General features: G+C 73.8%; 15 protein-coding genes. 9 read left to right on the forward strand and 6 right to left on the reverse strand.

Features of this window, described 5'->3' with window-relative positions:
- Positions 1 to 8: 8 nt before the first annotated feature.
- Genes BL253_RS02705 through BL253_RS02715 form a run of 3 tightly spaced genes read right to left on the reverse strand, consistent with a single transcriptional unit; the run spans position 9 to position 3,391 of the window.
- Complete coding sequence (locus BL253_RS02705; RefSeq protein WP_076813292.1) at positions 9 to 1,127, reverse strand: NDMA-dependent alcohol dehydrogenase; 1,119 nt, start codon at positions 1,125 to 1,127, stop codon at positions 9 to 11.
- A gap of 6 nt (positions 1,128 to 1,133) precedes the next feature.
- Positions 1,134 to 1,862 (reverse strand): EthD domain-containing protein, encoded by a 729-nt coding sequence (locus BL253_RS02710; RefSeq protein ID WP_076813293.1) that lies wholly within the window; start codon positions 1,860 to 1,862, stop codon positions 1,134 to 1,136.
- Entirely contained in the window at positions 1,859 to 3,391 is a 1,533-nt protein-coding gene (locus tag BL253_RS02715) for an aldehyde dehydrogenase (protein WP_076813295.1), read from the reverse strand. Before BL253_RS02715 ends, BL253_RS02710 begins: the two co-directional genes overlap by 4 nt.
- Positions 3,392 to 3,607: 216 nt before the next feature.
- On the opposite strand from BL253_RS02715, the gene BL253_RS02720 reads away from it, so the two are divergent.
- The 3 genes from BL253_RS02720 to BL253_RS02730 all read left to right on the forward strand — a co-directional run bounded on the left by BL253_RS02720 (position 3,608) and on the right by BL253_RS02730 (position 6,587).
- Complete coding sequence (locus BL253_RS02720; RefSeq protein ID WP_076813297.1) at positions 3,608 to 4,624, forward strand: LLM class F420-dependent oxidoreductase; 1,017 nt, start codon at positions 3,608 to 3,610, stop codon at positions 4,622 to 4,624.
- A gap of 441 nt (positions 4,625 to 5,065) precedes the next feature.
- Complete coding sequence (locus BL253_RS02725) at positions 5,066 to 5,560, forward strand: hypothetical protein (RefSeq protein ID WP_131831435.1); 495 nt, start codon at positions 5,066 to 5,068, stop codon at positions 5,558 to 5,560.
- A gap of 16 nt (positions 5,561 to 5,576) precedes the next feature.
- Positions 5,577 to 6,587: a COG1361 family protein gene (locus BL253_RS02730; RefSeq protein WP_081437928.1), complete on the forward strand. Its 1,011-nt coding sequence runs from the start codon at positions 5,577 to 5,579 to the stop codon at positions 6,585 to 6,587.
- Positions 6,588 to 6,702: 115 nt separating this feature from the next.
- On the opposite strand, the gene BL253_RS02735 is transcribed toward BL253_RS02730, so the two are convergent.
- A complete protein-coding gene (locus BL253_RS02735; RefSeq protein ID WP_096335894.1) occupies positions 6,703 to 7,644 on the reverse strand; it encodes a TIGR03619 family F420-dependent LLM class oxidoreductase in 942 nt (313 codons plus the stop codon).
- A 131-nt stretch (positions 7,645 to 7,775) separates the two neighbouring features.
- Here BL253_RS02735 and BL253_RS02740 point away from each other — a divergent pair, with 131 nt between their 5' ends.
- From BL253_RS02740 to BL253_RS02750, 3 genes are all read left to right on the forward strand, one after another.
- Positions 7,776 to 8,753: a hypothetical protein gene (locus BL253_RS02740; RefSeq protein WP_076813299.1), complete on the forward strand. Its 978-nt coding sequence runs from the start codon at positions 7,776 to 7,778 to the stop codon at positions 8,751 to 8,753.
- Positions 8,754 to 9,068: 315 nt separating this feature from the next.
- The gene (locus BL253_RS02745) at positions 9,069 to 10,298 is read left to right on the forward strand and encodes a cytochrome P450 (protein ID WP_076813301.1); all 1,230 of its coding nucleotides are present in this window, start codon (positions 9,069 to 9,071) and stop codon (positions 10,296 to 10,298) included.
- Between the two features lie 143 nt (positions 10,299 to 10,441).
- Positions 10,442 to 11,362 carry a hypothetical protein gene (locus tag BL253_RS02750; RefSeq protein ID WP_076813302.1) on the forward strand — a complete coding sequence of 307 codons (921 nt, stop codon included), beginning with the start codon at positions 10,442 to 10,444 and terminating at the stop codon, positions 11,360 to 11,362.
- Positions 11,363 to 11,373: 11 nt separating this feature from the next.
- Here the strand turns inward: BL253_RS02750 and BL253_RS02755 are convergent, their stop codons facing one another.
- A complete protein-coding gene (locus tag BL253_RS02755) occupies positions 11,374 to 12,129 on the reverse strand; it encodes a sulfite exporter TauE/SafE family protein (protein ID WP_081437937.1) in 756 nt (251 codons plus the stop codon).
- A 333-nt stretch (positions 12,130 to 12,462) separates the two neighbouring features.
- Between BL253_RS02755 and BL253_RS02760 the strand changes: the two genes are divergently transcribed.
- The 3 genes from BL253_RS02760 (at position 12,463) to BL253_RS02770 (ending at position 16,138) form a co-directional block, all read left to right on the forward strand.
- On the forward strand, positions 12,463 to 13,581 hold the full coding sequence (locus tag BL253_RS02760) for a nitronate monooxygenase (protein WP_241834456.1): 1,119 nt from the start codon (positions 12,463 to 12,465) through the stop codon (positions 13,579 to 13,581).
- A 4-nt stretch (positions 13,582 to 13,585) separates the two neighbouring features.
- Positions 13,586 to 14,872: a flavin reductase gene (locus BL253_RS02765; protein WP_076813304.1), complete on the forward strand. Its 1,287-nt coding sequence runs from the start codon at positions 13,586 to 13,588 to the stop codon at positions 14,870 to 14,872.
- A gap of 141 nt (positions 14,873 to 15,013) precedes the next feature.
- Entirely contained in the window at positions 15,014 to 16,138 is a 1,125-nt protein-coding gene (locus BL253_RS02770; protein ID WP_076813305.1) for a Gfo/Idh/MocA family protein, read from the forward strand.
- Here BL253_RS02770 and BL253_RS02775 read toward each other — a convergent pair.
- On the reverse strand, positions 16,135 to 17,403 hold the full coding sequence (locus tag BL253_RS02775; protein WP_241834457.1) for an MFS transporter: 1,269 nt from the start codon (positions 17,401 to 17,403) through the stop codon (positions 16,135 to 16,137). The genes BL253_RS02770 and BL253_RS02775 overlap by 4 nt on opposite strands.
- Positions 17,404 to 17,418: the final 15 nt, after the last annotated feature.

Here is a 17,418-nt window from a genome sequence, read left to right on the forward strand (position 1 = left end):
CGCCTCCGTCAGCTCACGTCGTGGACGATGACGCCGCGGATGTTGCGGCCCGCGAGCATGTCCGCGTACCCGGTGTTGATCTCGTCCAGCGGGTAGCGGTTGGTGATCAGCTCGTCGAGCTTGAGCTGGCCGGAGCGGTAGAGCCGGAACAGCGTCGGCAGGTCCGCGCGGGCGTTGCACGCGCCGAACAGGGTGYCGCGCAGCTCCTTCTGGAAGATCGCCAGATCGAACAGCGACAGCTTGACGTCGCTGTCCTGGACCGGGGAGATGCCGGTGACGACGACCCGCCCGCCCTTGGACACCAGCGCCATCGTCGGGGCGATGTGCTGGTCGCCCCTGACGACGCCGATGGTGACGATCGCGGCGTCGGCCATCACCCCGTAGGTCAGGTCGCGGACCAGCGCGGCCGCCTCGCCCAGGTCGGCCGCGGTATGGGTGGCACCGAAGATCTTGGCGGCGTCCCGCTTGGACTCGACCGGGTCGACGGCGATGATCCGCTCGGCGCCGGCGATCCGGGCGCCCTGGACCGCGTTCATCCCGACGCCGCCGGCGCCGACGACGACCACCGTCTCGCCGGGGACGACCCTCGCGGTGTGGACCGCCGAGCCGTAGCCGGTCGGCACGCCACAGGAGACGAGCGCGGCCACGTCCATCGGGATGTCGTCGTCGATCTTGACGATGCTGCGTTCGTGCAGCACGGCGTACTCGCTGAACGTGCCGAGGAAGCAGATCGCCGAGACGTCCTGGCCGCGGGCGTGGAACCGGGCGGTGCCGTCCACGCCGTAGCCCATCATCAGGTTCGCGCCGAGGTCGCACAGGTTCGAGCGGCCGCTCGCGCACCAGCGGCACTGCCCGCACGACGGCATGAACGTGCAGATCACATGATCGCCCGGGGCGACGCTCGTGACCTCGGGCCCGACGGACTCGACGACGCCGGCGCCCTCGTGGCCGCCGACGATCGGCGTGCCGGCGCCCATGTCGCCGGTGCGCAGGTGGTCGTCGGAATGGCACATGCCGGAGACGTGCCAGCGGACCAGCACCTCGCCGGCCTTCGGCGGGTCGAGCTCGATCTCCTCGACGGTCCAGGGCTGGTTCAGCCCCCACATCACCGCTGCCTTGGTGCGCATGGCCCGTCAGACCTCCTTCTGCACGTACTCACCGAGTACATAGGCGTTCGGACGGTAGCGGGCCGCGGTGGCGTCCGGCAGCGTCACGAGATCGACGGCGTGCAGCGGCGGCGCGTCCGGGCTCAGCGTGTCGAGCACCCGGTAGCGGACCGCGCCGGGGATGGCGTCCGGGCCGTCCGGCTCGTCGGCCGCCTCCTCGCCCGTGTCGCCGGTGAGGAAGAGCCGGGCGAGCACGACGCCCGGCGAACGCCCGCGCGCCCCCGCCCCGCCGGCGGCGGTGGCCGCCCCGGCCGCCCCATCCGCCCCGTTCGGGGGGTGCGTCGCCGCGTCGGCGTCCACCTCCGCGGGGACCAGGACCTCGCGGCTGACGCGGTACATGTGGAAGCCATCGAGGAAGCTCGCCGCGTCGTCGATCACGGCCTTCCAGTTCTCCGCCGAGTCCCAGCCCTTCGCCGGGTCGACGAACGCGTCGACCGACTCGGTGTGGATCTCGGTGACAGCGTCCAGCGACAGCGGTCCGTGGCCGCCCTCGACGAGGCGCACGACGTAGCGGCCGGTCGCTGTCGAGTGCGCCACGCTCATCGGGGCGTGCACGCCGAGGTAGTGGTCGCGGAACTGGTCCTCGGACATGTTGTCCTTGCGGGTGAACAGGAACAGCAGGATCTCGCCGGCGGGCGGTTCCTTCGAGCCGGGCCCGTCGGCGCCGGCTAACGCGCCGGCGTCCGCCCCGCTCACGCGCCCGCTCCGTCCGTGCCGGCGGCGTCGGTACCCGCGTCCGCCGCGCCCGGCTCGGCGGCCGACGTCGGGGGTGGGGGCGGCGGGGTCCAGCCGGCCGGGAGGTTCACCGACTGGTACTCCAGATAGGCGGACAGGCCCTCGGGCCCGAGCTCGCGGCCGAGCCCGGACTCCTTGAACCCGCCGAACGGCGCAGAGTTCTCCAGCATGAACGTGTTGACGTTGAACGTCCCGGTGCGGATCCGGGCCGAGATCTTCAGGCCCTCCTCGACGTCCGCCGTCCAGACCGAGCCGGACAGGCCGTAGCGGGAGTCGTTGGCGATCGCCACCGCCTCCTCGACCCCCGAGTACGGGATGACCGACAGCACCGGGCCGAAGATCTCCTCCTGGGCGATCCTCATGCCGTTGTCGACCTCGGTGAACACGGTCGGCTCGACGTAGAAGCCCCGGTCCAGCTCGGCGGGCCGGCCGCCGCCGAGCGCGACCTTGGCGCCGGCCTCCCGCCCGGCCGCGATGTAACCCTCGACCCGCTCCCGCTGGCGCGCCGCGACCAGCGGGCCCACCTCGGTCGCCGCGTCGAGCGGGTCGCCGATCTTCATCGCCCCGACCTTGGCGACGAGCGCCTCGACGATCTCGTCGTAGCGCTCCCGGGGCGCGAGCAGGCGGGTCTGGGCGACGCAGGCCTGCCCGTTGTTCATCAGCGCGGCCGGCAGCAGCGCGGGCAGGGCCGCCTCGATGTCCACGTCCGGCAGCAGCAGGGCGGCGGACTTGCCGCCGAGCTCGAGCGTGCAGCGGGCGAGCCGCTCGCCGCAGATCGAGGCGATCCGCCGCCCGGCGGCCGTCGAGCCGGTGAAGCTGACCTTGTCGACGCCGGGATGGCGGACGAGATGCTCGGCCACCTCGCGATGCGCCGGCACGATGCTGACGACGCCCGGCGGCAGGCCGGCCTCCTCGACGGCCTCGGCGAGCAGCCAGGCCGACAGCGGCGTCTCCGGCGCGGGCTTGATCACGATCGTCGAGCCGGACGCGAGCGCCGGGCCCAGCTTGAGCGCGGTGACGTAGAGCGGCACGTTCCACGGCACGATCGCCCCCACGACGCCGATCGGCAGCCGGCGGACCAGGGCGGGGCCGAGCATCCCCGCGCGCACGTCGGTGAACGCGAACGTCCGCGCCAGGTTCGCGAAGTAGTCCAGTGCGAACGTCGTCGAGTAGACCTGCCCGAACAGCGCCCAGCTGACCGGGCTGCCCATCTCGGTGCTGATCGTGCGGGCGACCTCCTCCGCCTTCCCGTTCAGCACCGCCGCGATCCGCCCGATGGCGTCGGCCCGCTCGGCGGGCGACATGCGCGGCCAGGGGCCGTTGTCGAAGGCGTCCCTGGCCGCGGCGACCGCGGCGTCCAGGTCGGCGGTGGTGCCCTCCGGCACCCGTCCCACCGTCTCCTCGGTGTGTGGCGAGACCACGTCGATGGTGCCGGTCCCGGCGGGCGCGGCCCACGCGCCCCCGATGAACAACCGGTCGTGGACCTGCATCGTCGCCTCCGTCCGCCGGTCGCCCGGCGCCGCTGGGGTCGGTGTCGTCCGGGACCTGGCGTCGTCGCGGTCACGCGCGTGCCACGGCTGGACGAGTGGCCTGGCTCACTGGATCGGACGCCCGAAAACTAGTACGAGTTCTAGAAATCCGCAATGCTTCCTGACGGCCCGTCAGCCAGGGGGCTCGGCCGGCTGGACGCGACGACAGGAGGACGCATGACCGCGGACCTGAAGCTGGGCCTCAACCTCGGCTACTGGCCGGCGAGCCCGCCCCCCGGCCAGCTGGAGCTGGTCAAGGAGGCCGACGCCTGCGGCTACGACTCCCTGTGGACCGCCGAGGCATGGGGCTCCGACGCCGTCACCCCGCTCGCCTGGTACGGCGCCCACACCAGCCGGATCAAGCTCGCCACCGGCCTGATCCAGCTCTCCGCACGTACCCCGGCCTGCACGGCGATGACGGTGGCCACGCTCGACCACCTCTCCGGCGGGCGGGTCATCCTGGGCCTCGGCGTCTCCGGGCCGCAGGTCGTGGAGGGCTGGTACGGCCAGCCGTTCCCGCGCCCGCTCGCCCGTACCCGCGAGTACGTGGACATCATCCGCAAGGCGCTGGCCCGCGAGGAGCCGGTGACGAGCGGCGGCCCGCACTACCCGCTGCCGTACCCGGGCGGCACGGGCCTCGGCAAGCCGCTGAAGATGATCGTCCATCCGCTGCGCGGCCGCGTCCCGATCTACCTCGGCGCCGAGGGCCCGCGCAACGTCGCGCTCGCCGCCGAGATCGCCGACGGCTGGGTCCCGATCTTCTACCACGCCGAGCGCGGCCCGAAGGCCTACGCCGGCGCGCTCGAGGACGCTCCCGCCGGATTCGAGATCGCCTGCCCGGTGACGGTGAACGTCACCGACGACGTCGCGGCCGGGCTCGCGGTGGTCAGGTGGACGCTCGCGTTCTACATCGGCGGGATGGGCGCGCAGACGGTGAACTTCCACTTCGATCTGATGGGCCGGCTCGGCTACGCCGACGAGGCGGCCGAGGTCCAGCGCCTCTTCCTGGCGGGTGACCGGGCCGCCGCCGCCGCGGCCGTCCCCGACGACCTCGCCGACGGCATCGCCCTCGTCGGCCCACCCGCTCGCATCCGCGAGCGCCTCCAGCTGTGGCGTGACTCCCCGGTGACCACCCTCCTCGTCGGCGGCATCAGGGACCCGGCACACCTGCGCACCCTCGCCGACCTGCTCTGACGGGCCCGCCCGCCGACGGTCGTATGCCGTCGTCGGGAGGCCCCGTCGGTCTTCCGGCCGGTGTTCGGCCTACCCGTGCCGTCCGTTTGCCGACCGGGCGGGCCGCCCAGATGAGTCGTCTCGACGCTGTTGCGGCGTGCCTTGGGCGCGGTAGGCCAAAGCCCGCGGCTGCCATCGCCGTGAGCGACGTGCGGATGGCGGCGCGGGCGAGTGTTCGTTGCTGCGCGTGCGGGGCGTACAGCGGACGGGATTCCTCCGGTTGTCCAAGGTCCCGGATGCCCGGGCCACAGGGTCGGAGCACGTAGTTACCTAATGCCCTTCATTGATTACTCAGAGTGATAATCTTCGTGGAGCGTGATCCTAATCCGGCGTGCTTCGTCGACTTCGCGATGTCATAAGAGGTGTGCTTTGCGTAGAGCTGTCCCACTCTTGGCGGGTTCCGTGATTCTCGCCGCCGCAATGGCGTTGCCGGCCAGCGCGGCTGGTTTTGGAGACACCACGGTCACGCTTGAACTCACAGGTGCAACGCTGGACATCAGCGTGCCAACCGGACCGGTGAGCCTCGGCGTCAAGGCGGTGACGGATTCGTCCGCCAGCGGCCCGCTGGGCCTGGTGACCGTGACCGACAACCGCAGCGCGGACCCCGCCGCCTGGGCGGCATCGGTCTCGGCGACACCGTTTCAGAGCGGGGCGCATGTCCTCAGCGCCTCGTATGACACGGGAGTGGTCACTTCCACGGGCATCCCGATCAGCCAGTGGACGATCAACACGCCGGTGACGCTCACCCCCAACCCGCAGCAGATCGTGACGCTCAATCCGACCTGGCCCGGTGGCGGTAACAACAGTGCGGCGTGGAATCCCACGATTACCGTGGCGATTCCGCCGAATGCCATTGCCGGGACGTATTCCTCGGTCGTCACCCACTCGGTCATCTGACGAGACGCCATCAGCTGTGTACAACGTGCGACGTGTCCTCACCGCACTCGCTGTGGTCGTGGCCGGGACTCTGGTCCCGGCCACGACCGCGTTCACCCAGCCCGCGCGGGCCAGCGGTCCCACCTCCGGAAGCATCGGGATCCGCCTGCTCGACGTGCCAACTGATGATGTCGACGACCCCCGTGCGCGGCTCTACATCGTCGACTACCTAAAACTCGGTGCCGTGATCCACAGACGAGTCGAGGTCACCAACAAGACCGACGCCGAGGCGCGCGTGTCGATCTACCCCGGAGCGGCGTCCGTCAAAAACGGATCGTTCGACGTCGCTCCGGGACATACCCCCAACGAGCTGACGAGCTGGATGAGCCTGGACCGGCACGTCCTGACACTGCCGCCCGGCGCGTCGGCACCTGTCACCGTGACCATCGCGGTACCTCGGGACGCCTCCCCGGGCGAGCGCTACGCCGGCATCTGGGCTGAAGTCGCCGCCGCCGCCACCCCGGAGCAGAGCAGGGGCATCCTCGAGGTCAGCCGCGTGGGTGTGCGTGTCTACCTGGCCGTTGGCCCTGGCGGACCCCCTCCGTCCGACTTCGTTATCGACAAGATCACCGCGAGGCGCCTGGTGAACGGCCGACCGGCCGTCACCGCGCGTGTCCACAACACCGGCGGCCGCGCACTGGATCTCAGCGGTGATCTGACCCTGACCGACGGCCCCGGCGGACTCAGCGCCGGACCGTTCCCCGCCCGGCTCGGCACCACCGTGGGCACCGGTCAGGCCATGCCGGTCGAGGTGGACCTCGACAGCCGACTGCCCGAGGGCAGGTGGACGGTCAAKATCCGACTCAGGAGTGGCCTTCTCGAAAGGACCACTCAGGCCACCGTCGCGCTGCCCGGCAAGGCCAGCACCGACCCGGCGACCGGAACCTCCCGGCCTGGGCCCGTCCTCCTTGCCTCCATGGCGGCCGTCCTGGTCGTGCTTGCCGGTCTGGCATTCGCCCTGCTGCGCCGGAAGCGCCGTTCAGACTGAAGCCGCGCCCTGACCGAGGCCGGGAGCCGGGGAGTACGGGACCGTAACGCGCCCCCGACGGCGCCGCGATGGCCGGCTTCGGCGAGCCCGCGCGGGGCCGAGCGCTGGGCGGCCCTCAGCTGGTGAGGAGGGGGCCGACCTCGGCACCGAAGGCCGAGATCTGGTCGGTGAGCTCGGCCAGGGTGCGGCTGGGGAAGCGGACCTGCAGGTGGGTGACGCCGATCGCGGCGTACTCGCGCAGGTTCTCGGCGAGCTCGGCCGGCGTGCCACTGGCGCAGGGGCGGTCGACGTCCCAGCCGGGCGTGCCGACGTACAGCCACTCGGTGACGGCGCCGACGGCCGCCGCCGTCTCGATCCCGGCGGCGGCCCGCTCCTTGGTCAGCAGCTCCACCAGCGGGCGCATCTCGCCCCGTGGGGTGCCCTGCGGCAGCCAGCCGTCGTAGCGGGCGGCGCGGCGGACGGCGGCGGGCGCCGACCCGCCGACCCAGATCGGCGGGCGCGGGGACTGCGCGGGCCTGGGGGCCTGGCCCAGGCCGCCGCCGGCCGGGTCGGTGAGCGCGAACTCGTCGCGCAGCGCCGCGTCGACGTCCGTGAGGGCCGCGTCCAGGAGCTGGCCGCGCCGGTGGAAGTCCACCCCCAGGGCGGCGAACTCCTCGGGGACGTGGCCGGCGCCGACCCCGACGATCACCCGGCCGGCCGAGAGGGCGTCGAGGGTGGCGAACGCCTTCGCCGTGACCAGCGGGTGGCGGTAGGTGACGTTGAAGACGTGGGACAGCAGGCGGGTGCGCGTCGTATGGGCCGCGAGCCAGCCGAGGGTGGCGATGGTGTCGTACCAGACGGTGCTCATCGCGGCGGCGAGCCGGCGCGGGATCGCGACGTGGTCGCACACGCCGATGTAGTCGAAGCCGGCCGCGTCGGCGGCGGCGGCGATGGCGGCCAGCTGGGCGGGGCCCGCCGTGCGCTCCCACGGCTCGGCGAACAGCGCGCTCTGCGCCTGGACGGGCAGCTGCATGCCGTAGGCGAGGCCGCCCACGGCCCGGGGGTCTGTCGAGGTCACGGCCCCGGAGTGTAGAAGATTTTCTGACGGGTCGACAGATTCTCGGTGCGACGCTGGCCTACGCTGACCCACGCCCGCGACTCGGACGAGCGACAGGACCGCCCGGACCAGCCACGAGAGAGGCAGGCGCGATGACGACCACCAGCGAGCCCGGCAGGACGGCCACTCCCGGCGCCGGGACCGGCCCGGCCGGGACTGGCCAGCCGGCGACCGTGACGAGGGACCCGGCCGAGCCCGTGGCGTGGGCCGACCCGGACCCGGCCTACACGGGGCTGGCCGCGGTCGGGCCGTACGCGGTCGACATCGGCTCGGCGCTGATCACGATGGTCGAGCCGCGGCCGGGCCACGAGCACGCCTACAACCGCTGGTACGAGGACGACCACTTCTACGCCGGCGCGATGGCGATGCCGTGGATGTTCGCCGGTCGCCGCTGGGTCGCCCCCCGCGACCTGCAGCTGCTGCGCCGCCCGGCCGACTCCRTGATCGCCCAGCCGGTCACCACCGGCTGCTACCTCGCGGTCTACTGGATCACGAGGGGCCGCCAGGAGGAGCACATGCGCTGGACGGTGGCCACCAACCAGCGGCTCCTGCCGGACGGGCGGGTCTACCTGGACCGCGACCACATCTTCACGGCGTTCCAGCGCTACCTGGGGGCGTCCTACCGGGACGCGTCGGCGCCAGGCGGCCCGTCGAGCCCGCGCGACGTCCACGCGCTCGACTACCCGTACCAGGGGCTGGTGGTGGAGGTCGTCGACGCGCCGGCCGAGGCCGCCGAGCCGGGCGGCGCCGGGGTCGCGGGGGTCCTCGAGTGGCTGCGAACCGAGCGGGCGCCGCGGGTGCTGGGCGTGCCCGGCGTCGCGATGGGCCTGTACTTCACCCCGCTGCCGCTGCCGGAGAACCGGATGTCCTACGTCAGGCAGGTCGAGGGGCTTGGCCGGCGGGTGACCGTGCTGTGGTTCCTGGAGACCGACCCGCGCTCGGTGTGGGACGAGGCGTTCGGGGGTGCCGCGCAGGAGGCCGAGGCCGGCGGCGCCGGTCGCCTCGAGCTCGTCGCGCCGTTCATCCCGACCCTGCCCGGCACCGACACCTACGTCGACCAGCTGCGCTGATCCAGGCGAGGAGGGTGAGCGGCCTCGACGCCGGCCGCCCGCCCTGTCGCCACTGATCTTTACAGATTTTCCCCTCACTGAAAGGCGCGTTGAGGGTTGGCAACTTTACAAACTTGTCCCAAACTGAAAGTCCCGTAGGGCTCGTGACCTGACGGGTGCTCAGATCGGGCCGCGAGAACCCGCTCCGGCGACGGCCACGCCGACGGCACCGCCGTCGGCTGGCCGCCGCGGGCGCGGGACCCAGCGGACCGCCCTCAGTGCTCGCCCGCCTCGCCCGCCCTCGCCAGGCCGGTCGTGCCGCACCCGGAGGTCCCCATGGCATCGCAGATCAGCCTCGACACCATCGACGTCTACGACCCCGATCTGTACGTGACCGGCGTCCCGCACGACCAGTTCGCCGTGCTGCGGGCCGAGGCCCCGGTCTTCCGGCACGCCGACCATGAGCTGCCGGACGGGTTCTGGGCGGTGACCAGGCACGCCGACGTCACTCACGTCTCCCGCAACCCGGAGATCTTCTCCTCGCACCGGCAGACCTGCTTCCTCAACGAGCAGGACCCGGATCGGCTGGCCGAGCAGCAGCTGATGATGGTCAACCAGGACCCGCCGGACCACACCCGGCTGCGCGCCCTGCTCAACCGCGGCTTCACCCCGCGCACCATCGGCCGGCTCACCGACAAGATCCAGAGGGCCTGCGACGCGATCGTGGACAAGGCGCTGGCGGCCGGCACCGGCGACTTCGTGGCGCTGTGCGCGGCCGAGCTGCCCTTAGTGGTCATCGCGGAGCTGATGGGCGTCCCGAACACCGACCGCTACAAGCTCTTCGAATGGTCGAACCGGATGCTCGCGGCCGACGACCCGGAGCTCAGCCCGGCCCCCGACGAGGGCCTGGTGGCCGCGATGGAGGCCTACGCCTACGCCAACGAGCTGGGCAGGGCCAAGCGAGGGTGCCCGGTCGACGACATCGTCAGCAAGCTGGTCGTCCCGGACGAGGACGGCCACGAGCTCTCGGAGCTGGAGTTCGACCTCTTCTTCATCCTGCTGATCGTCGCCGGCAACGAGACCACTCGGAACGCGATCTCCGGCGGCATGCAGGCGCTGATCGACTTCCCGGAGCAGTGGGAGCGGCTGCGCGCCGACCCGGACCGGATGGCCCGCCTCGCCGCCGACGAGATGGTCCGCTGGGTGAGCCCGGTGATGGGCTTCCGGCGCACCGCCACCCGCGACGTCGAGCTCTCCGGYCAGCTCATCAGGGAGAACGACAAGGTCGTCATGTACTACACGGCGGCCAACTTCGACGAGACGGTCTTCGAGAACCCGCACGCGTTCGACATCGGCCGCGACCCGAACCCGCACGTCGGCTTCGGCGGCGGCGGCCCGCACTTCTGCCTGGGCCGCCACCTCGCGCTGCTGGAGATCGAGATCATGTACCGGACACTGGCCCGCCGCGCGGCCCAGGTCGTGCCGACGGCCGCCCCGCGCCGCCTGCGCTCGAACTTCATCAACGGCGTCAAGGAGATGCAGGTCCGCCTCGTCCCCGCTGACTGAGCCGCCGACCGAGGCGGGTCCCTGCCTGGCGGGCGCGCCGCGCCGCGGGCGACCCGGCTCGGGCGGGCCAGGTCGTCGGCACGCGGAGACCTACCGTGAACAAACGACCAACAGATCGTGGCGAGCTGTGTCAACATCACGACATGAGGTCGCTGGGTGAGGCGCTGGCGGTGATGGTCGCCTGCGGCGAGGGATGGCCGTCCGTTCATGCCGAACTGGTGCACCGCTACGACCCGGGAACCCTCGCGGAGGCGCGCCGCGCGGCGCTCGCGCGCGACCTCGAGGCGAGGACCCGCGACGAACCACCCACGAGCGGCGGGCGGGGCGCCGCGGCCGGCGGCGGCCCCGGCGTTCCCGGCGTTCCCGGCGTTCCCGGCGTTCCCGGCGGCTGGGACACGCCGGGCTCCGACTGGGAGTCGATCCTCGACGCCTGGGCCGCGGACCTCGACGACGCGGGAACGCCCGGCCTCGGCGGCGGCGCAGCGGCCTCGCGGATCCCGGCTGGGACCGTGCCGGCGGCGTTTCTGCCGGCGCCCGCCCCGCCCGCCCGCGGCGAGGACGCCACCGACCCCGTGGTCCGCCGTGGTCGGCTGCTCGCCGCCGACGGCAGGCTGCGGGTCGAGTGGCCCGACGAGGACGAGGTGACGGTCGTCGTCGGCGAGCACTGGCGCCGCCGCCGCGGCGACGCCGTCAGCGGCACCGGGACCGTCAGCGCCCCGGACCCGGCCCGCCGGCCCGGCCTCGTCGTGCGCGAGCAGCTGCTCGTCCGCCCCTGGCTGCTGCTGTCCTGGCTGCGGCCGAGGCTGGTCGCGCCGGTCGAGGCCGGCGGGCGGCCCTCGACCCGCCTGACCATGGCGCCGCGCCCCGGCCCGCGGCCGCCGGCACTCGAAGGGCTCGCCGACGGCGCGCAGCGCTTCGACCTGGTCCTGGACGACGAGACCGGCGTCATCGTCGAGCTCGCCGCCTACTACCTCGGCCGGCTCGTGGAGCGCCGCGCGCTGCGCCACCTTACGGTGGGCGACACCCCGGACCCCCGCCTGTTCGATCTGACGGCTCTCGGCTGACGGCCTCTGCCTCACCCGGCTGCGTAGGCGCTGACGCCGAGGCTGATGGCGAGGCATAAGGCGGCGGCGGACACGGCGAGCCGTACGGCCGTCGCCGGCAGGACCCGGACGATCGCCGGTCCGGCGGCGCCGCCCACGAGCAGCCCGGCCGCGAGCGCCCCGACCGCCGCCCAGTGCACCGGGGCGACGAGCGCGAACGCGAAGGCGGCCAGCAGGTTGGCGAACCCGCCGGACACGGTCTTGACGGCGTTCACCCGCGCCAGCGGCTCCGGCAGCGCCAGGGCGAGCACGGCCAGCAGCGCCACCCCACCGCCGGCGCCGAAGTAGCCGAGATAGACCCCCACGCCGAGGACCGCGGCGCTCACCGGGAGCCCCCGTTCGTCGATCACACCCGCCGGCCTTCGCACCAGCCGCGGCTGCAGCGCGAGCAGCGCCGCGGCCCCCGCGATCAGCCACGGCACCGCCAGCGTGAACGCTCCCGGCGGCGTCGCCAGCAGCAGCACCGCGCCCGCCGAGCCGCCGAGCAGCGTCAACACGCCGTACCGCAGCACCCGCCGGGTCTGGCCCGTGAGCTCCGGCCTGGAGCCGGCGACCGCGCCGACGGCGATGGAGACCAGTGCGACCGTGTTCGTGACGTTGGCGTCCAGGGGATGCAGCCCGACGGCGAGCAGCGCCGGGTAGGAGACCAGCGACGCGAGCCCCACCGTCCCGGTGATACCGGCCAGCACGCCGGCGACGACCAGCATCGTGACGTCGGCGGCGCTCACCGCGCCATCCCGGCCGAGGCGCGCCGGACGCCGCATCGGGCCAGCCGGTGAGGCATCGACAACGACCGGCGTGGCACGCGGCGACGCTATCCGCCCACTGGGCATCGCCACCTGGGCCGCGACGCGGATGTGAGCAACGTGTCCGAGCCGGGCCGCGTCCGGCCCTCGGGTGCCCTCGCCGAGGGCGAGGGCGATGTTCGCGGATTGGCTTGCCTCGGACGCCCGTCACGGCAAAACTAGAACTCGTTTCAATCCGGGGCGGGATGCCGGACGGCCAGTCACAGCGGAACGCAGCTCACTAGCGGTCAGTAACCGTGGAAAAAGGAGAGAGTCGTGGTGCGAACTTCTATCTGTGACCGGCTCGGCATCGAGTTCCCGATCTTCGCGTTCTCGCACTGCCGCGACGTCGTCGCCGCGGTGAGCCGGGCCGGCGGGTTCGGGGTGCTCGGCGCGCTGGCGTTCAACGCGGAGGAGCTCGAGGTCGAGCTGTCCTGGATCGACGACCACGTCGGCGGCTTGCCCTACGGCGTCGACATCGTCATGCCGAACGCGTACATGGGCAAGGGCGAGGGCCTCACCCGGGAGAAGATCTCCGGTCTCGTGCCGGCGGAGCACCGGGCGTTCGTCGACTCGGTGCTCGCCGAGTACGGCGTCCCGCCGCTGCCCGAGGACGCCGAGGACGGCCGCGACATCAAGGCCGCTGGCCTCGCCGTCGACCTGGAGGGCCCGGGCCAGGTCGAGGTGGCGCTCAAGCACCCGACCCGCCTGCTCGTCAACGCCCTCGGCCCGCCGCCGAAGGAGGTCGTCGACCGGGCGCACGAGCACGGCATCCTGGTCGGGGCGCTGGTCGGCAGCCCGAGGCACGCCGTCAAGCAGGTCGAGCAGGGCGTCGACATCATCGTGGCGCAGGGCACCGAGGCCGGCGGGCACACGGGCGAGATCGGGACGATGGTGCTCGTGCCCGACGTCGTCGACGCCGTCGGGCCGGACATTCCGGTGCTCGCGGCCGGCGGCATCGGCTCGGGGCGCCAGGTGGCGGCGGCGCTCGCGCTCGGCGCGCAGGGCGCCTGGACCGGCTCCATCTGGCTCACGGTCGCCGAGGCGGACACCAACCTGGCCGCCGTCGACAACCTGCTGAAGGCCACCTCGCGGGACACCGTCCGGTCACGCTCGATGACGGGCAAGCCCGCCCGCCTGCTGCGCAACGCCTGGACGGACGCCTGGGAACGGCCGGACGCGCCGAAGACGCTGCCGATGCCGCTGCAGGGCGTGGTCTGGGCCGAGGCCGCCCGCCGGTTCACCCGGGCCGGCACGCCGGAGCTCAACGGGTTCCCGGTCGGCCAGATCGTCGGGCGGATGAACGCCCGCCGCCCCGCCGCCGAGGTCGTGCACGGCCTCGTGGAGGAATGGATCACGACGACCCAGCGGCTGTCGGGCCTGGTCGAGGACTAGCACGGTGATCGACTCGGGCTGGTTCCGGCAGGTGCTGGGTAACTTCCCCACCGGCGTCGCTGTGGTCACCGGCCTCGACCAGGACGGCGCGCCGGTGGGGCTCGCGGTCGGCTCGTTCTCGTCGGCGTCGCTCGACCCCCCGCTCGTCGCGTTCTTCCCGGACCGCCGGTCGAGCAGTTGGCCGCGGATCGCGGCCACCGGCCGCTTCTGCGTGAACATCCTCGGCTACGACCAGGAGTCGGTCTGCCGGACGTTCGCCGTCCGCGGCGGCGACAAGTTCGCCGAGCTGTCCTGGCGCCCGGCGCCGTCAGGGGCGCCGATCCTCGACGGCGCCGTCGCCTGGGTCGACTGCGACCTCGAGGCCATCCACCCTGCCGGCGACCACGACCTGGTGCTCGGACGGGTGCGCGTCCTCGACGTCGGCCGGTCGGCGTTGCCACTGGTCTTCTTCCAGGGCGGCTACGGCCGGTTCTCGCCGCTGTCGCTCGCCGCCTGGGAGGGTGACCTCGCGGTCCAGCTGCGCACCGCCGACCTCGCCCGCCCACAGATGGAGCGGCTGGCCGCCCGGCTCGGCGCCGAGTGCGTGGCCAGCGCCGCGGTCGGTGACGAGATGGTGCTGGTCGCGAACGCGGCCGCCGGCTCGTCGCCCTCCGGCGAGCTGCCGACCCGGGTCGGGCAGCGCATCCCGTTCCTGCCGCCGCTGGGCACCGCGTTCGTCGCCTGGGCGGGCGAGCTCGCCCGGCGTGCCTGGCTGGACCGCGCGGGCCGGGACTGCCCGCCCGGCACCGCCCGGGCGCTGGAGGCGACCCTCGCCGAGGTCCGCGCCGCCGGCTACGCCGTCGGGCGGGGCGCCGGCTGGCACGGCGAGCTGAACACCGTGCTGGCCAAGGCCGACCCGACGGACCCGGCGGACCCCGGCCACGACGCGGTGCGCCGGCTGATCCGCGCCCTTCCGCCCGGCTACGAGTCGCCGTCGCCGTCGCCGTCGGCGTCGGCGTCGGCGTCGCCCGCGTCCGCGCCCGCGCCCGCGCCTACGTTCGTGCCCACGCCCGGCGACGGCCAGGCGGGCCTCGAGGAGGGCGGCGGGACTCGCGGCGGCCGGGAGGACGAGCTGCGCACCGTGTCCGTGCCCGTCTTCGGCCGCGACGGGACGGTCGTGCTCGTCCTGACACTCATCGGTGTCCACGGCCCGCTCGGCGCGACCGCCGCCGGCGGCGAGGACCCGGTCGCCGCCCTGCGCGCCGCGGCCGCCACCGTGACCACCGCGCTCGGCGGCCACCACCCTGACTGACCTGGCCCCGTGCGCCTTCGACGGGCGGGGTGGTGGCCGGGGGAACGACGCCCCGGCGCGTGCTGGAGCAGGATGGCCGGCGTGGAAGAGCAGCCAGCGTCGTCGTCACCATCCGCCTCCTTGTCTCCTGACCACCCGTCCGTGGGTTCCCCGTCCGCGCGCTCGTCGCCGCCGGAGGTCCCGTCGGCCCCGTCCGGCGCGCGGCCGGGCCCGGGCGGTGCCTCGGCCACCGGCGGCCGGTTCCGGTGGGGTGTCGCGGGCACCGGCATGATCGCCAGGGAGTTCGCCCGCGATCTCGCGCTGGTCGAGGACGCGGAGCTGGTCGCGGTCGGCTCGCGGGGCGCTGGGCGTGCCGAGGCGTTCGGCGCCGAGTTCGCGGCGCCGCGCCGGCACGGCTCCTACGAGGCGCTCGCCGCGGACCCGGACGTCGACATCGTCTACGTAGCCTCGCCGCACCCGGCGCACCTCGCGCACACGCTGCTGTTCCTCGGCGCGGGCAAGCACGTCCTGTGCGAGAAGCCGCTCGCGCTGAACGCGGCGCAGGCCGGCGAGATGGCCGCCGCGGCCACCGCCGCCGGCCGGTTCCTGATGGAGGCGGTGTGGAGCCGGTTCACCCCGGGCTATCGGGTGATGCGCGACCTGGTCGGCGGTGGCGAGATCGGTGACGTGCTGCTGGTCGAGGCCGAGTTCGGCTTCCGCGCGCCGTTCGACCCGGCCCACCGGCTGTTCGACCCGGCGCTCGGCGGCGGCAGCGTCCTGGACATCGGCATCTACCCGGTGCAGTTCGCCCACCTGCTGCTCGGCGCCCCGGACGGCGTCACCGCCGGCGGCGTCGTCGGCGCCACCGGGGTCGACGAGCACGTCGTGGCGGTGCTGCGCTACGACGCGGGCGCGCTCGCCGTCGCGACGTCGTCGCTGCGCGCGGACCTGCCAGGGACGGCCCGGATCACCGGCACCCGCGGGTCGCTGGAGTTCCCGACGTCGATGTGGGCGCCGGAGGTGCTGTCGGTGCGGACGCCCGCGGCGCCGGTCCGCATCGGGGGCGCGGCGGACGGCCCGGCCCCCCAGCGCCGGATCGAGACGCCGCTGACCGGGATCGGTCTGCACTACCAGGTGCGCCACGTCCATGACCGGCTGCGCGCCGGCCACCTGGACAGCGACGTGATGCCGCCGGCCGAGAGCGTCCGCGTCGCGACCACCCTCGACCGCATCCGCGCCGTCCTCGGCGTTCGCTACCCGGGCGAGGCCCCGATCCCCGCGCCCTAGGGCCGAGGATCCGGGTTGCCGGGCGCCGCGGCCGTCGCGCGCTGGGTACGGGTGGGGCGGTCCACCCGTACCGCGAAGATGACGATGGCCGCGACGAGCAGCGGCCCGCAGACCAGCAGGCCGGCCTTCGGGCCGATCAGGGTCCACAGCCCGCCCGCGGTCAGCGTCGCGAACACCCGGCCGCCGCTCTGCAGCCCGGCGAGCACGCCGAACGCGGCGCGCCGCGAGTCCGGGCTGGTCAGCCGGGCGACGCCGGTGAACTCGGCGGTGTCGACCGCCCCGGCCGCGGCCCCGGCGAGCACGAGGCAGAGCACCACGATCGCGTCGTCGCCCGCGCTGGCCCAGGCCAGGCCGATGTAGGCCCCGAGCAGGCTCAGCCCGCCGGCCGCCAGCACGAGACTCGCCGCGGCGCGGTCCGTCAGCCGGCCCGCGATCACCGCGCAGGCGGCGGCGCTGAGCTGGTAGAGCCCATAGCAGAGGGCGACTCGCTGGACGACGGGCAGCGCCTCGCTGACGCTGACGATCTTTGAGGCCCGCAGCAGGAGCAGCACGACCGCGATGTTGGACGCCTCGTAGCAGACGATGCCGAGGAGCAGGACGCCGAGCGGGCCGCCGCGCAGCTTTGTGATCTTGATCTGGGTGGGCGCGGGCGGCGGCGCGTCGGCCCGGCCACGCCGCAGGCCGAGGATGCTCACCACCACCGCCAGGGCGACGGGTATCAGGGCGTAGCCGATGACGCCGCGCGTGTCGGTGACCTCCAGCAGCACCGCCACCAGCAGCGCGCCGACGGCCGCGCCGAGCGCGCCGATCGACCGCTCGAACCCGAGCCGCCGGCCGAGCTGGTGCGCCGGGGCGGCCGCGCTCGCGTGCTCCTCGAGCGCGGGCGTCCCCAGCCCGCGCGCGGCCCAGGAACCGGCCCGGCACGCGCCGGCCTGCCAGAGGGCGCTGCTGGCGGCGAAGAACCCGGCCGCGAGCGCCAGCCCCGCCGAGCCGGCGAGGTCCATGAACCCGCGCAGCCCCGGCTGCCGGTCGGCGAGCTGGTTGCGGCCGTACCGGGCGGCGGCCGATCCGGCGCGGCCGGCAGCCTCCACTCCCGCGAGCGCGAACGGCGCCGCCCCGAGGGTGCGCCCGAGGAACGGGGCAGTGACGGCGGTCATGCTCTCCAGCCCGACCGTCGACAGCAGGTACGGCAGCCGCGACGGGGCGCGCGTGGCTGGCGTTCCGACCGTCGAGGGCGCCGTTCCTGGCGGCGCCGTGGCGCTCACGGCGGGCAGCCCACT

This window comes from Pseudofrankia asymbiotica, from assembly GCF_001983105.1.
Classification (GTDB): Bacteria; Actinomycetota; Actinomycetes; order Frankiales; family Frankiaceae; genus Pseudofrankia; species Pseudofrankia asymbiotica.